Below are 13,566 nucleotides of genomic sequence, written 5' to 3'. Positions count from 1 at the left end.
ATCTGAATCCGGATCTAAATCAAAGAAATAGAGCATGATGTCGTCCGAAAACCGCTCACACTTTTCGGCTTCATGCTCTAGCTCAGATATCGTAAGTATGGGCGGCGTTGATCGTCGAGATGAAACGTTTGGTGCGTTCGCGCTCCGGCGCACTGAAGATTGCTCTGGCGCTGCCCGTTTCCACGACGCTCCCGGCTTCCAGGAAAACCACGTCATTGGCGATCTTCGAGGCGAGCCGGAGATCGTGGGTCGCCATCACCATCGTCGTGCCTTCGCTGGCAAGCTTGCCGAGTACATCGACCACTTCGGCCGAAAGCTCGGGATCGAGGGCGGATGTCGGCTCGTCACACAGAAGCACACGCGGCGACGGCGCCAGCGCCCGGGCGATAGCGACGCGCTGCTGCTGGCCGCCCGATAGTGTCGAAGGCCAGGCATCGGCCTTGTGGGTCATGCCGACCTTGGTCAGCAATTCCATCGCACGCTCGCGCGCTTTTTCCCTCGGCCATCTCAGGACTGTCACCAGGCCTTCCATGACATTCTCGATCGCGGTTTGATGCGGGAAGAGCTGGAAATTCTGGAAGACCATGCCGGTCTGGCGGCGTATCTTCTGGATCGCCGACCAGCTCGTTCGTTTGCCCGGGGCGAAGGCCAGCGTTTCCTCTCCGAGGCGGATGGAGCCGGCGGTCGGAATTTCGAGCAGGTTGATGCAGCGCAGCAGCGTGCTCTTGCCGCCGCCCGAAGGCCCGACCAGCGCGGTGACGCTGCCTTCGGGAATACGGATGCTGATATCCTTGAGGATGACGGCGTCGCCGAAGCGTTTTTCGATGTTGGAAAGCTCGATCATGCATTTGCCTCCAGCATGCCGCCATAACGCGCGAAGCGGCGTTCCAGCCGCACCTGCAGCTGCGAAAGGACGGAGCTCAGGACGAGATAGATCAGCGCCGCCTCAATATAGAGGATCAGCGGCTCATAGGTGGTCGCGACGATGCGCTGCGCCGCCTGGAAGAGCTCAGGCACGGTAATGGCGGCGGCAAGCGAGGTGTCTTTGACCAGCGAGATGAAGGTGTTCGACAAAGGTGGCACGGCGACGCGGGCGGCCTGCGGCAGGATGGTGCGGCTCATCGCCTGGCGCCAGCTCATGCCGATCGAATAGGCGGCTTCCCACTGGCCCTTTGGCACTGAGGAAATGACCGCGCGGATGATCTCGGAGCTGTAGGCGCCGATATTCAGCGTGAAGCCGATGAGGGCGGCCGGAAAGGCATCAAGCAGGATGCCGAGGCTCGGCAGGCCGTAGAAGATAACGAAGAGCTGTACGAGCAGCGGCGTGCCGCGGATGACCCAGACATAGAAGCGGGCGATGGCCGAAAGCGGCATCGGCCCGAAGAGCCGGGCGATCGCGGTGGCGAGCCCGAGGGCCAGGCCGAAGACGAAGGATAGCAGGGTCAGCGGAATGGTGAAGATCAGCCCCGCCCACAGGAGCGAGGGCAGCGATTCCGCCATCAGTTGGAGCCAGTGCGCCAAGGGAGTTCCCTCTCGTCGGTTGGGTCGTGATATCTCGAAATACCCCTCCCCAACCCCTCCCCACAAGGGGGAGGGACTTATCCAGGTGCCGTCTCGCAAGAAATAGCGACCAAGCGGCAGGCCGAAACGATTATTTGAAGATGAGGCAGTCCCGGCTAAGCCCCTCCCCCCTTGTGGGGAGGAGAGTTTTATTCAATTGAACTTACTTGGAAACGTCCTGGCCGAAATACTTGTCGGCGATCTTCTTGTAAGTGCCGTCGGCCTTGATGTCGGCAAGCGCCTTGTTGATTTCGGCGAGAAGCTCCGGCTCGTTCTTGCGGATGATGACGCCGGAGTAATCGGCATTTTCCTGCTCGGCGACGATCTTCACCGGCGCGTCCGGCTTGTGCTTCTTGAAATCGAGAAAGGAGAGGCTGTCGTTGATCGTGGCGTCGGCGCGTTTGGTCAGCACCAGCTGGATCGATTGATCGAAACCGTCGGTGCCGACGAGCTCGGCACCGGCTTCGGTTGCAAGCTTGCCGAAGTTGCTGGTCAGCGACTGGGCGGCCTTCTTGCCCTTCAGGTCAGCGAAGGACTTGATGCTGTCGTCGCCGTCGCGGGCGATCAGCACTGCCTTGGAGGCGATATAGGGTTCGGAGAAATCATATTTCTGCTTGCGGGTTTCAGTGATGCCGACCTGGTTGATGACGGTGTCGTAGCGCTTGGCATCGAGGCCGGCAATCAGGCCATCCCACTTGCCTTCGACGAACTCGGCCTTGACGCCGAGCTTGGCGGCGATCGCTTCGCCGATCTCGACGTCGAAGCCGACGAGCTTGCCGCTTTCGTCATGATAGGTGAAGGGCGCATAGGTGCCTTCGGTGCCGATCTTGAAGACGCCGGCCGTTTTGATGGCGGCGAGGTTTTCACCGGCATGGGCGGGCAGGAGGGCCGCAGCCTGAATGAAGGCGGCGGCGGCGACGGTTTTCAACCAGATCATTGTTTCATCCATCCTTGGGAGGTGTTTCGGATGGCGATAGTTGGCAGAAAATTACGGCACCGGAAGCGTAGAAAACTGCGAATAAAAGCAGCAACTGCAAATATTTTTCTCAAACGGCCGCTCGAACCATGAATCCTGCCGAAACAGGCATCAGGCGGTGACGCGGCGGCGCAGTTTTTCGCTGACGATGATGATCAATCCGGCGCCGAGGATCATGGCTGCGCCGACGACCACATTGGGCGTGGGGATGTCGGCCCAGATCAGATAACCCAAGAGGAAGGCCCAGACGAGAGAGGTATATTCGAATGGCGCAAGCACGGAGACAGGCGCCCGACGCATGCCTTCGAAAAGGGCGAACTGCGCGCAGCCGGCAACGACGCCGGTGGCAATGAGGAGCGCGAGCTGCGTCATATCCGGGGTCTGCCATGTCCAGATCACGGCAATGCCGGTCACGGCAAGAAAAAAGACGTTGGAAACGGTGAGCTGGATAATGGTCTTCTCGTGCAGCGAGTTCTTGCGCAGCAGCACCATGGCGGAGGCCCAGAGCACGGCTGCCTGCAGCGCCAGATAGACCGGCCAGGAGATGGTGAGGCCGATCGGATTGCAGGCGATAAGGACGCCGACGAAACCGACGCCGACGGCCAGCCAACGCGTCGGCGTGACCTTCTCCTTCAGGATGAACCAAGCCAGCAAGGTGCCGACGACAGGTGCGGCGTAATAAAGCGTGGTCACTTCGGCAAGCTGCAGGCGGCTTGCGGCGGAATAATAGGAAAGCCAGGCGCAGAGCAGAAGGATACTGCGGGCGATCATCGGCTTGACGATCGGTGATGTCATCGTCTGATGGACGAGCTTGCCGCGACCATAGGCGAGACAACCGACGAGGATGGTAAGACTGCGGAAAAACAGGATCTGCCAGACAGGAATGCTTGAAGCCAGGATCTTGATGATCGCGTCATGGAAGGTGAACGCCATATAGGCGACGGTCGTGAGCAGGATGCCCAGGCTGACGGAGTTTTTCACGGGGAGAACGCACCAGGTGGCGGATATGCCGGCGGGAATCGGGAATGACTAATCGATATTCCCGCCTCCCGGAGCGGTCAATAGGGCTTATTCCTTCCGGTCGTGGAGCTTTATTTCCAAACGTCAGAAAACGTGTGACCGTGCATATTGCCTGCATGATCGTAAGCGTTTATGCACGTTTTTAATTTGTAAGCTACGGACCCGGTAGAAACATGCAGGATTTTCTGTTGCGAGAGCGCCAAGGCGTGATTTCCGAGAGGCTGCGGCTGAATGGTCGCGTGCTGGCGACGGAGCTTGCGCTCGAATTCGGCGTCTCCGAGGATACGGTGCGGCGGGACCTGCGCGAGATGGCAGCGGCAGGGCTCTGCGAGCGGGTCTATGGCGGTGCATTACCGGTCTCGCCGGCGCACGGAAGCCTGACGCAGCGCATCGGCTTTGCCGCTGACCGGAAACAGGCGCTGGCGCGCGCTGCAGCAAAGCAGATTGCCGCCGGCTCGACCGTGTTCTTCGATGCCGGCAGCACCAATCTGGCGATTGCCAACGCATTGCCGGCCGAACTTGCACTGACGGCTGCGACGAATGCGCCGGCGATTGCCGCAGCGCTGATCGACAAGCCTGCCGTCAACGTCATCCTGATCGGCGGAATGGTGGACCGGCAGACGGGCGGTGCGCTCGGCGCCAAGGCCTTGCGGGACATGGAGCAGATTTCGCCCGATCTTTGCATTCTCGGCGCCTGCGGCGTCGATCTCGAGGCCGGCATCACGGTGTTCGGCTTCGAGGATGCGGAGTTCAAGCGGTTTGCGACATCCAGGAGCAAAAGGGTGTTGGTGGCTGCAACCTCGGAGAAATTCGGCACCGCTGCCCCCCATAGCATCCTGCCGGTTGCGCATTGCGAATGCCTGGTCGTCGAGCACGATGCCGATCCGGCCATTCTCGCCCGTTATCGCGAGCGCGGATGCAGGACTGTTCTCGCCGAGAAAACGAACTGAGGCGACGTCATAGAGTTTAGGGAAACCGGGCCAAGCAAGCCCGGGAATGAGGAAAGACCGAAATGGACAGTCATGTAAGTGCGCCGGGAGCCCGGAGCGGCTTCATTACCAGAAGCAGAGCGGCGGTTTCCCTGCTCTTTCTCATGAACGGTTTTGTCGTCGGCTGCTGGGCGCCGAAGATCCCGGATTTTGCCGAGCGTCTGGCGCTGACCAAGTTCGAGCTTGGGCTGATGATCCTCGTCTTCGGCGTCGGCTCGCTGGTCATGATGCCGATCGCCGGTGCGCAGATCGCCAAACACGGCTCTCGTATCGTCGTTCAAGTCCTGGCCGTCTGCGTGCTGCCGTTGCTGCTGGCATTGACGCTCTCGCCAAATGTGCTCACCGGGGCAATCTCGCTCTTCCTGTTCGGCGGCTTCATCGGCGCAATGGATGTGGCGATGAATGCCAATGCGGTCTCGGTCGAGAAATCCATGCGCCGCGCCATCATGTCTTCCTGCCACGCTTTCTGGAGCCTTGGCGGACTGATCGGCTCCGGTCTCGGCGGCATCGTGATCTCCAAACTCGGCGTGCTCGGTCATGCGCAACTGGCGACGGTGCTGGCGGCAATCTTCGTTGCCGTCGCCTGGCCGATGGTCCTTGCGGATCCGCCGCATCCCGACACCAAGAAGGAAAAGACGAAGCTGCCGATGGTGCCGCTGCCTTGGCTGCTCGGACTGATGGCGCTGTTCAGCATGGTGCCGGAAGGCGCGGTTCTGGACTGGGGCGCGCTTTATCTTCGGCAGGAAATGGATGCATCCGTGGCACTTTCCGGCCTTGGTTTCGCAGCCTTTTCGGGGACCATGGCAACTATGCGCTTTGCCGGCGACCTGGTGCGCGACCGTCTGGGCGGCGTCAAGACGCTGCGCATCTGCACGCTGTTTGCCATTGTCGGCATGCTGCTTGCAGGCCTGGCGCCCAATGCCGAGGTTGCCATCCTGGGCTTTGCTTTTTGCGGTATCGGCATTTCCAACATGGTGCCGATCGCCTTCTCGGCGGCGGGCAACATACCCGGCCTCAAGCCCGGCATCGCCATCTCGGTGGTCACGACCATGGGCTATTCCGGCATGCTGGTTGCGCCATCGTTGATTGGCTTCGTCGCCGAGCATATCGGCTTTGCCGTCGTTTTCATGGCGCTGCCGGTGCTGCTGCTCGTCGTTCTCCTGCTCTCCAAGCTGGCCCACTATGCCGATGGGACCTCCGGAGGCGGTCACTAAGCCGCCTCCCAACAAAAGTGATATCAGGGGCGGTTGACAAGCAGCCGGCCTTGATCCACCTGAAAAGCACTGTTTCTAAAGCGCGTCGCAATCTTTCAGATTTGCTCCTCGCGCTCTAGGTTTTTATTTTTCGCATGTCGTTATCGCAAAACCGCTGCACACTTTTGCGCGACATGCTTTAGGGGTGCAAGAACTCTTCATGTTGTCAGCCGCCGATTTTGATCCGAAACCGCGCCGTGCTTCCGTTGCCGTCGATGTCGGCGGTGTTATCGTTGGCGGCGGGGCGCCGGTTGTCGTGCAATCCATGACGAATACCGATACGGCCGATGTCGATTCGACCGTCGCGCAGGTCGCCGCCCTGTTCCGGGCGGGCTCGGAACTTGTGCGCATCACCGTCGACCGCGACGAGAGTGCGGCCGCCGTGCCGAAGATCCGCGAGCGGCTGCTGCGTCTCGGCATGGACGTGCCCTTGATCGGCGACTTCCATTATATCGGCCACAAGCTGCTCGCCGATCATCCTGATTGCGCCGCGGCGCTGGCGAAATACCGCATCAACCCCGGCAATGTCGGCTTCAAGGACAAGAAGGACAAGCAGTTCGCCGAGATCATCGAGATGGCGATCCGCTATGACAAGCCGGTGCGCATCGGCGTCAATTGGGGCTCGCTCGACCAGGATCTGCTGACGGCGCTGATGGACCAGAATGCCGAAGCCGGATCGCCGCTTTCGGCCCGGCAGGTGACGCGTGAGGCGATCGTGCAGTCGGCGCTGCTTTCTGCAGCCCTTGCCGAAGAGATCGGCCTGCCGCGCAACCGCATCATCCTGTCGGCCAAGGTCAGCCAGGTGCAGGACCTGATCGCCGTCAATTCCATGCTCGCCGAACGCTCCAATCATGCGCTGCATCTCGGCCTGACTGAAGCCGGCATGGGCACCAAGGGCATCGTCGCCTCGTCGGCGGCCATGGGCTTCGTGCTGCAGCACGGCATTGGCGATACGATCCGCGTGTCGCTGACGCCCGAGCCGAACGGCGATCGCACGCGCGAAGTCCAGGTGGCGCAGGAGATCCTGCAGGTCATGGGCTTCCGCCAGTTCATACCCGTCGTTGCGGCCTGTCCGGGCTGCGGACGCACGACGTCGACCGTGTTTCAGGAACTTGCCCAGAACATCCAGAACGACATCCGCAAGAACATGCCGGTCTGGCGCGAGAAATATCCTGGCGTCGAGGCGCTGAACGTCGCCGTCATGGGCTGCATCGTCAACGGCCCGGGCGAAAGCAAACATGCCGACATCGGCATTTCGCTTCCTGGCACCGGCGAGACGCCGGCCGCCCCCGTCTTCATCGACGGGCGGAAGGCGCTGACGCTGCGCGGTCCCAATATCGCCGCCGATTTCGAGGCGCTGGTTGTCGACTATATCGAGAAGCGTTTCGGCCAGCGGACGGCGGCGGAATGAGCGCCCGCAAGTTCGGATGAGCCAGTCCTGGTCGCCAATCGTCAGCAAGCTTCAGCCTTATGTCGCAGGCGAGCAGCCCCGTATCGCGAACTTGGTCAAGCTCAATACCAACGAAAGCCCTTACGGGCCGTCTCCGAAGGCGCTCGAGGCGATCAGGGAGGCGGCGGACGATCGTCTGCGGCTCTATCCAGATCCCTCTGCCACGGAATTGCGCGAGACGATCGCGGCCCGTTTCGGCCTGACGGCGGAAGAAGTATTCGTCGGCAACGGCTCCGACGAAGTTCTGGCGCATACGTTCCAGGCGCTGCTGAAACACGAGCGGCCGCTTCTCTACCCCGATGTGACCTACGCCTTCTATTCGACCTATAGCCTGCTATACGGCGTCGAGGCGATCGAGGTGCCGGTCGACGACAGGTTCCAGATCCGGCTGGCGGATTACGACAGGCCATGCTGTGCAATCATCATCCCCAATCCGAATGCGCCGACCGGGATCGGCCTGCCGCTTGCCGGCATCAAGGCACTTCTTGCCGCTCATCCGGATGCAGTCGTCGTCATAGACGAGGCCTATATCGATTTCGGCGGTGAAAGCGCCATCCCGCTGATATCCACGCATCCCAATCTGCTGGTGATCCAGACCCTGTCGAAATCCCGTTCGCTTGCAGGTCTGCGCATCGGCTTCGCGCTGGGCCAGCGGCCGCTGATCGAGGCGCTGGAGCGGGTCAAGGACAGCTTCAATTCCTATCCGCTCGATCGTCTGGCGCAGCTTGCCGCGACGGCGGCGATCAAGGACGAGGCTTGGTTCGAGACATGCCGGAGGAAAATCGTCGCCAGCCGGGAAGGCCTCGTCTCCAAACTCGAAACGTTGGATTTCCAGGTGTTGCCGTCGCAGGCGAATTTCGTTTTCGCAAGGCACGAAAGCTGTTCGGGGGCAGCGCTTCAAGCCGCCCTGCGGGAGCGCGGCATTCTCGTCCGGCATTTCGCCAAGCCACGTATTTCGGATTTCCTGCGCATCAGCATCGGCACGGATGAGGAGTGTGCGCGTCTGATTTCCGCTTTCGAGGACATGCTGGCGGCCTGAGCAACCCACCGATTTCCTCAGCTTTCGGCCATGGCGCCGGCAAGCAAGGTCTTTGCGGTCCAGCGCAGAACCTTCTCCGCTTCCTTAGGCTCCAGCTCGCAGATGTCACGCATTACCACCAGTGCCTCTACGCCAACCGCCAGCGACAGTGCGTGGAGGAGGCGCTGAAAATTCTTCGGCGGCATGGTTGCCTGCAGCGGTGACATCGCCTCTTTCAGCCACGCGATGCGGCGGCCGCCACGGCGAACCTGTGCCTGGCCGGCAGCAGAACTGCCGAGAAGCGCGCGAAAGACGCCCTCATTGTCGATGACCATCTTGAAGACCTGCGAGACCAGGTCGTCGAGCCGATGGCCGACCTCCGCGTCGCCCATGTCGTTCCGCGCTGGCGGGATCTTAATCACATCCGCAACGCCATCGAGGACCGCCTCCCGGATGATTTCATCCGGCGTCGAGAAATAGCGGTAGGCCGTCGCGCGAGAAATGCCAGCGAGATCGGCCACTTCGGCGACCGAGGGGTGGCCGCCTTTCTCTATGATCTCGCGCGCGGCACGCAGCAACTCGACACGCGTGCGACGCTTTTGATTGACCCTCTCGAATCTTTTTCCTTGACTGTCCATTCATGCCTCGTTATGAGATTTGTGTCTCATTAAGAGTTTAGTGTATCACAATCAAATCAAGGCACAAGTCGATGAATTCCGCTCCCCTTTCCGGCCGGTCCGACGCCTCAGCGCCGATGACCGTACATTTTCTTGGCAATATCCTCACCTTTCGTGCCCGCTACGCGGATACCAAAGGCAGCTTCACCGTCATCGAGGTCTATACGGCTCCGAACGCCGGCCCGCCGCCGCACACGCAGACGGACCAGGAAGCCTTTCTCATCCTCGAAGGCCGTTACGAGATCGTCGTCGGCGACGAGATCAAGCATTGCGGCCCCGGCGATTTCGTCCACGTCTCTCCGGGCACGCTGCATTCCTTCCGGAATATTGCCGAGACGCCCTCGAAGCTGCTTTTGATCAATTTTCCCGGCGATCTGCATGAGGAATTCTTCATGGCGATCGGCGAGCCGGTCGCACCTGGCACGACAGCCTTTCCGCCGATGAGCGCGCCCGATGTTCCGAAGATCGTCGCGACGGCCGCCCGTTTCGGCATCGACATTCCGCCGCCGCCGCCGCCGCAGGCGTGAGCCCCCGGCCCCGGGGGAGCAAGCGCTGCGACGCCGATCACAATCTTTTCGACTATCGAGGAATCAACAATGAGAATGCATCATGTCGATCGCCTGCTGGCATCGAGCAGCTTTCGGATCTTCGCCCGCATCCTGCTGACGTTGGTCTTCTGGTCGAGCGGGCTTGCGAAGCTCTTCGACTTCCCGACCGCGATCGCAGAGATGGAGCACTACGGCCTTGCACCTGCTGCGCCGACTGCGATTGCCGTTATATTCGTGCAGCTTGCCGGCTCCGCCCTTGTCATCTCCGGTCGGCATATCTGGCTCGGGGCGGGCGCTCTCGGCGTCTTTACCGTGCTGACGATCCCGATCGCGCACGCCTTCTGGTCGATGAGCGGCAAAGCCGCCTTTTTCGAGATGCTGTTTGCGATCGAGCATCTGAGCGTCGTCGGCGGTCTGATGATCGTTGCGATCCTGGGGCGGCGAACCGCTACGGTTCAGGCGCCTGTTTTAGCCGGCATCTGAACGATCGGATCATCGGTGTCGGGGAACAGTCAAAGCTCCCCAACGCCGGAGGCGGTCTGGGGATGTCAGCTTTTCCGGTCGGCGATGAAATGCGCCGCAGCGGTGAGGATCGAGGCGCGAGGGCCGTAGAGGGCAAGCAGCGCCTCGGCATCGCGGACATGCTGGTGGAGTTGGCTCTCGGCCCATTCCATGCCGCGCAGGGCCACAAGCGTTCCCTTGCCGCGGGCCGCATCCTTGCCGGTTGCCTTGCCCATGGTCGCGGTGTCCGAGGTCAGGTCGAGAATGTCGTCGGCAAGCTGGAAGGCAAGACCGATCTTTTCGCCGAAGGCGCGCAGGCGACGGCGATCTTCCGGCGGGCTTGCCGAGATGACGGCGCCGGCTTCGCAGGCGAAGCGGATCAGCGCGCCTGTTTTCATCGCCTGCAGGCGGATGATGCCGGCTTCGTCAGGCGCTTGTCTTTCCGCTGCGAGATCGAGCGCCTGGCCGCCGGCCATGCCGCCGAGACCGGCAGCACGGGCAAGGGCCAGCACCAGCGATGCCTTGCTCGTATCGGGAAGGGCCGTTTCCGGCGCGGCGATAATGTCGAAGGCGTAGGTCAGCAGGCTGTCGCCTGCGAGGATTGCCGTCGCCTCGTCGAACTTTATGTGTACCGTCGGTTTGCCGCGGCGCAGGTCGTCATCGTCCATGGCCGGCAGGTCGTCATGCACGAGGGAATAGCAGTGGACGCATTCAAGTGCGGCGCCGACGCGAAGTGCCGCCTCTGGATCGCCGCCGAGAAGGGCTGCACTTTCGACGACGAGAAACGGGCGCAGCCGCTTGCCGCCGTTCAGCACGGCATAATGCATGGCATCGCGCAGCGTTGCTGGTCTGGCGATTTCATCGGAAAGGGTGCTCGGCGAAAGCAATAGGTCGAGCAGCGCCTCGATCTCGTGGGCGTTGTTCTTCAGCCTCGTCTCGAAAGTGTCCCGGTTCGCGTCCATGGGCGCTGTTTGGCATGAGCGCCCACGGGCTTGCAACGGAATTGTCGATGACGGCAGCAAGATTCGCCACCCACTCTGGCATAAGCTCTGCACAGGCGTTATGAGAACGACAGGAGCGAAATCGGACTGGGGACATTGGATATAGCGCCAGAGAGAGAGGATAGCGTCGACATGCCGGCTCGTCGGCGATGGTTCGAAGACCGGCGTGTGTTGAAACGCATTGTTCTTGCCGTGCTGATCATGCTGATCCTTCCCTATGCGCTGATCTTTTTCTATCTGCTGCCCTTCATTCACCCCGTCTCGACGCTGATGCTGCGCGATCTCGTGCTGCTGCGCGGTTACGACAGGCAATGGGTGTCGCTTGATCATATCGCCCCGGTTGTGGTGCAGTCGGTGATGATGTCAGAGGACGGACAATATTGCTTTCACGGCGGTGTCGACTGGGCGGAAATGCGCATGCTGGTCGAGGATACGCTGAAAGGTCAGGCGACACGCGGCGGCAGTACCATCCCGATGCAGACGGCGAAGAACCTCTTCCTCTGGAACAGCCGCTCCTTCGTGCGCAAGGCACTGGAACTTCCGCTTGCGGTGACCACCGATTTCGTCCTGTCGAAACGGCGGCTGATGGAAATCTATCTCAATATCGCTGAATGGGGTCCCGGCATCTACGGCATCGAGGCGGCGGCCCAGCATCATTTCAAGGTGCCGGCCTCGAAGCTGACGCGGCGACAGGCATCGCTGCTTGCCGTCTCGCTGCCAAACCCGATCGACCGCAATGCCGGTAAACCCGGACGAGGCCTTCGCCGGCTCGCCGGCGTCATCGAGAGACGCGCGCAAGGTTCGGGCGATTACATCAGGTGCATCTATGATTGAGATCAGAACTTGTCGTTAGACAGGATGATTTTAGGCCGTGGTCGGCCTGAAATCTGAATCCTGTTCTAAATTATATAGTTAGAGCATGATGTCGTCCGAAAACCGCTCACGCTTTTCGGCATCATGCTCTAGAAGCGGCAAGCGTCATCTGACATTCTTGGTTCTGCCGTATGGGCGAATGCAGTCCAACCGGAGCCCCGACTCGCCCATGACCACCACGACATTTTCGCCCGAACTTCTCTTCTACTCGAAGACGCACAATTCGAACCCGCCCGCCCATCTCGGTAGCCGCTATCGCAAGGTCGGCGGATTTCTACCGGAAGCCGGCAACACCATCGTCTGCCATCTCGAGAAGGGCTCGCAGACGCAGATGGCGCTGATCGAGGCGCGTGAGAAATATCTGGCGATGCCCGAGGCCCCGCAGTTCCTCTTCACGCCGATATCAAGCATTCACATGACGCTTTTTGAAGGTGTCATCGAGACCAGACGCCGACAGGATTGCTGGCCGGGCGACCTCCCTCTCGATGCGCCGATCGAAGACATGACCGCGCTGATGGCGGCCAGGCTCGAAGGTTTCTCGATGTTCGATCCCTTCAAGGTCGCCATCGTCGACGCTCGCCCGTCAGGCCTGCTCGTCGACGGGGCGACCGAGAACGACCGCAGGGTCATGCGCGCCTGGCGCAATGCGCTGGCCGATCTTCTGGGCTATCGCCAGCCGAGCCATGAGGATTACAAGTTCCACATGACTTTTGCCTACGCGATCGAACGGCTGGAGGACGAAGCCTTGCCGCGCTGGCAGGCGATGCTCGATGACGTGGCCGACGATATCCGCCGCAAGGCCCCTGTTCTCGAGCTTACCCCGCCGGCATTCTGCGTGTTCGAGGATATGAACCATTTCCACGAATTGCTGATTTTCGATTTCGAAGCCTGAACGGGAGAGGCCCATGGACAAACCGACGCTCTACATTGCCAACAAGAACTACTCTTCCTGGTCGTTCCGGCCCTGGATGGCGCTGACCGGCACCGGTGTCGATTTCGAGGAAGTTCTGATCCCTTTCGACTATCCTGGCGGCAATCCCGATATCAAGGCCGTTTCGCCGACCGGGCGAGTGCCGCTTCTCAAGCACGGCGCATTGAAGATCTGGGAATCGCTGGCGATCATCGAATATGCCGCCGAGCTTTATCCAGACGCCGGCCTTCTGCCGAGGAACCGCGCCGAGCGGGCGCTCGCCCGTTCGGTTTCGATGGAAATGCTCTCGAGCTTCCGGGCGCTGCGCAGCGCCTGCCCGATGAATATCCGCCGGTCGAAGGGCAAGATCGCGTTGCCGGATGGTGTCGACGCCGATATCAGCCGCATCGAGACGATCTGGCGCGACCTCCTGCAGCAATCCGGCGGACCGTTTCTGTTTGGCGCGTTCAGCGGGGCGGATGCGATGTTTGCGCCTGTCGTCAACCGGTTCGACATCTATGATCTCGTCAGCCGAAACGATACGCTGGCCTATATGGAGACCATGAAGGCGCATCCGGCTTGGCGGAAATGGGAAGAGGCGGCCCGCGCCGAGCCTTGGATCGTGGCGGAAGACGAAGTCTGAGCCTGGAATCATCGGCTTCGCAAAAAATACGCATGGGGACTGGTCAAGGTCACCCCTTGCATGTATAAGCGCGCCAAATTCCGAAATCGCGACATGTCCGTTTCGGCCGCCAGTCTGGCCGTGGGAATGTTTTGCCCGCAAGTGGAG

15 protein-coding genes are annotated in these 13,566 nt (G+C 60.9%); 9 read left to right on the top strand and 6 right to left on the bottom strand.

From position 1 onward, the window contains the following. Nucleotides 1–82 precede the first annotated feature (82 nt). The 4 genes from CUJ84_RS21810 to CUJ84_RS21795 form a co-directional block, all read right to left on the bottom strand. Nucleotides 83–844 (bottom strand): amino acid ABC transporter ATP-binding protein, encoded by a 762-nt coding sequence (locus CUJ84_RS21810; RefSeq protein WP_105007713.1) that lies wholly within the window; start codon nt 842–844, stop codon nt 83–85. Beyond that, complete coding sequence (locus CUJ84_RS21805; protein ID WP_018244073.1) at nt 841–1,521, bottom strand: amino acid ABC transporter permease; 681 nt, start codon at nt 1,519–1,521, stop codon at nt 841–843. The genes CUJ84_RS21810 and CUJ84_RS21805 overlap by 4 nt, the downstream gene beginning before the upstream one ends. A 202-nt stretch (nt 1,522–1,723) precedes the next feature. Next, nucleotides 1,724–2,497: an amino acid ABC transporter substrate-binding protein gene (locus CUJ84_RS21800; RefSeq protein WP_105008272.1), complete on the bottom strand. Its 774-nt coding sequence runs from the start codon at nt 2,495–2,497 to the stop codon at nt 1,724–1,726. 150 nt (nt 2,498–2,647) lie between these two features. Beyond that, a complete protein-coding gene (locus CUJ84_RS21795; protein WP_105007712.1) occupies nt 2,648–3,517 on the bottom strand; it encodes a DMT family transporter in 870 nt (289 codons plus the stop codon). A gap of 212 nt (nt 3,518–3,729) precedes the next feature. Here CUJ84_RS21795 and CUJ84_RS21790 point away from each other — a divergent pair, with 212 nt between their 5' ends. The 4 genes from CUJ84_RS21790 (at nt 3,730) to hisC (ending at nt 8,287) form a co-directional block, all read left to right on the top strand. Next, nucleotides 3,730–4,506, top strand: coding sequence for a DeoR/GlpR family DNA-binding transcription regulator (locus tag CUJ84_RS21790; protein WP_027682417.1), 777 nt, complete (start codon nt 3,730–3,732; stop codon nt 4,504–4,506). Between the two features lie 62 nt (nt 4,507–4,568). Then, complete coding sequence (locus CUJ84_RS21785; protein WP_105007711.1) at nt 4,569–5,759, top strand: MFS transporter; 1,191 nt, start codon at nt 4,569–4,571, stop codon at nt 5,757–5,759. 199 nt (nt 5,760–5,958) lie between these two features. Beyond that, on the top strand, nt 5,959–7,209 hold the full coding sequence (gene ispG / locus CUJ84_RS21780) for a flavodoxin-dependent (E)-4-hydroxy-3-methylbut-2-enyl-diphosphate synthase (RefSeq protein WP_105007710.1): 1,251 nt from the start codon (nt 5,959–5,961) through the stop codon (nt 7,207–7,209). Between the two features lie 16 nt (nt 7,210–7,225). Continuing rightward, nucleotides 7,226–8,287: a histidinol-phosphate transaminase gene (hisC, locus tag CUJ84_RS21775; protein WP_105007709.1), complete on the top strand. Its 1,062-nt coding sequence runs from the start codon at nt 7,226–7,228 to the stop codon at nt 8,285–8,287. A 17-nt stretch (nt 8,288–8,304) separates the two neighbouring features. Here the strand turns inward: hisC and CUJ84_RS21770 are convergent, their stop codons facing one another. Beyond that, the gene (locus tag CUJ84_RS21770; RefSeq protein ID WP_105007708.1) at nt 8,305–8,904 is read right to left on the bottom strand and encodes a TetR/AcrR family transcriptional regulator; all 600 of its coding nucleotides are present in this window, start codon (nt 8,902–8,904) and stop codon (nt 8,305–8,307) included. Between the two features lie 71 nt (nt 8,905–8,975). Between CUJ84_RS21770 and CUJ84_RS21765 the strand changes: the two genes are divergently transcribed. Together CUJ84_RS21765 and CUJ84_RS21760 are read left to right on the top strand one after the other, a co-directional pair. Next, on the top strand, nt 8,976–9,470 hold the full coding sequence (locus CUJ84_RS21765) for a cupin domain-containing protein (protein ID WP_105007707.1): 495 nt from the start codon (nt 8,976–8,978) through the stop codon (nt 9,468–9,470). A 69-nt stretch (nt 9,471–9,539) separates the two neighbouring features. Continuing rightward, the gene (locus tag CUJ84_RS21760) at nt 9,540–9,974 is read left to right on the top strand and encodes a DoxX family protein (protein WP_105007706.1); all 435 of its coding nucleotides are present in this window, start codon (nt 9,540–9,542) and stop codon (nt 9,972–9,974) included. Nucleotides 9,975–10,039: 65 nt separating this feature from the next. Here the strand turns inward: CUJ84_RS21760 and CUJ84_RS21755 are convergent, their stop codons facing one another. Beyond that, complete coding sequence (locus CUJ84_RS21755) at nt 10,040–10,954, bottom strand: polyprenyl synthetase family protein (protein ID WP_105007705.1); 915 nt, start codon at nt 10,952–10,954, stop codon at nt 10,040–10,042. 135 nt (nt 10,955–11,089) lie between these two features. On the opposite strand from CUJ84_RS21755, the gene mtgA reads away from it, so the two are divergent. From mtgA to CUJ84_RS21740, 3 genes are all read left to right on the top strand, one after another. Beyond that, nucleotides 11,090–11,827, top strand: coding sequence for a monofunctional biosynthetic peptidoglycan transglycosylase (gene mtgA / locus CUJ84_RS21750; RefSeq protein ID WP_105007704.1), 738 nt, complete (start codon nt 11,090–11,092; stop codon nt 11,825–11,827). Between the two features lie 208 nt (nt 11,828–12,035). Next, on the top strand, nt 12,036–12,758 hold the full coding sequence (locus CUJ84_RS21745; RefSeq protein WP_105007703.1) for a DUF1868 domain-containing protein: 723 nt from the start codon (nt 12,036–12,038) through the stop codon (nt 12,756–12,758). Between the two features lie 13 nt (nt 12,759–12,771). Continuing rightward, on the top strand, nt 12,772–13,419 hold the full coding sequence (locus CUJ84_RS21740; RefSeq protein WP_105007702.1) for a glutathione S-transferase family protein: 648 nt from the start codon (nt 12,772–12,774) through the stop codon (nt 13,417–13,419). The last annotated feature ends 147 nt before the right edge of the window (nt 13,420–13,566 follow it).

This window comes from Rhizobium leguminosarum, assembly GCF_002953715.1.
GTDB classification, from domain to species: Bacteria; Pseudomonadota; Alphaproteobacteria; order Rhizobiales; family Rhizobiaceae; genus Rhizobium; species Rhizobium leguminosarum_V.
Note: the sequence above shows the minus strand (reverse complement) of the source record. Positions and strands in the feature narration are given on the sequence as shown.